Source organism: Faecalicoccus sp. LCP19S3_E2, assembly GCF_052121255.1.
Classification (GTDB): domain Bacteria; phylum Bacillota_I; class Bacilli_A; order Erysipelotrichales; family Erysipelotrichaceae; genus Faecalicoccus.
In genome coordinates this window covers 1-747 of sequence record NZ_JBQKEP010000040.1, presented here as the reverse complement: position 1 = coordinate 747, position 747 = coordinate 1, and the positions used below count along the sequence as shown (strand labels likewise).

Annotated in this window: 1 protein-coding gene and 1 pseudogene; both read left to right on the top strand. The window is 34.9% G+C overall.

Annotated elements, in window-relative coordinates; translation table 11 throughout:
- Positions 1 to 108 (top strand): annotated as a pseudogene (locus ACTQX6_RS12605) (elongation factor P); the annotation flags it as partial.
- 220 nt (positions 109 to 328) lie between these two features.
- Complete coding sequence (locus tag ACTQX6_RS12600; RefSeq protein WP_294688430.1) at positions 329 to 694, top strand: DUF1307 domain-containing protein; 366 nt, start codon at positions 329 to 331, stop codon at positions 692 to 694.
- Positions 695 to 747: the final 53 nt, after the last annotated feature.

Sequence of the window (747 nt, the reverse complement as noted above, 5' to 3'; positions counted from 1 at the left end):
GCGGTATTGGAGACGGGATTGGAAGTTAAAGTTCCTTTGTTTATCAACCAGGATGAAATGATCGTTGTAAATACAAGCGATGGTAAGTATTCTGGTCGAGCTAAGTAATTGCTTAGCTCTTTTTTATTAATGTATGGGAATACTCATTACAAAAGAGAGTTTATGCTTACAAAGATCAAAAAATAAGTCTTACAGCTTTTCATGCGATGGTCACATGTAGTAGGGATGGTCATACTATCAGGGATAATTACAGGTGTATTGGCACAAACTTCATTTTTAGCCGATACAATTTTCACCGACATTACAGTCACTTATGAATGGTGGAGTGATGGAAGTATCGTCCGATTTTGAATATAATAAGGATAAAGATATCATTTTATCTCAAAAACAGCACACCTTGATTACGGTTTCAGATCAAAATACGTATGATCAAATGGTACAGACGTTTCAAGCTTCCCAACAGGCGAATGATTATAAGGATATAAAAGGTGTTTCGTATTCATTTGAAAATAACGATGAAAACTTATCTATTGATGAAACCATTGATATTAATTTTAATACCATTTCCAGTGATGACTATCATGTTATGGTAAACAGACAAACAGATGTTAAGGGAACATCCAGTCCAATCATCAGTGCCACAAAGACAAAAGAGAATCTGGAGTCGATGGGATTTGTGTGCGAGATGCAGTGATCGTTAGAGAAGTCGATTGACTTCTTTTTTTTGTTGAACATTTGTTGTATAAT

Excerpts from the sequence above, each read along its gene's own strand:
- ACTQX6_RS12600 (WP_294688430.1), top strand. The coding sequence starts at position 329 with ATGGAAGTATCGTCCGATTTTGAATATAATAAGGATAAAGATATCATT.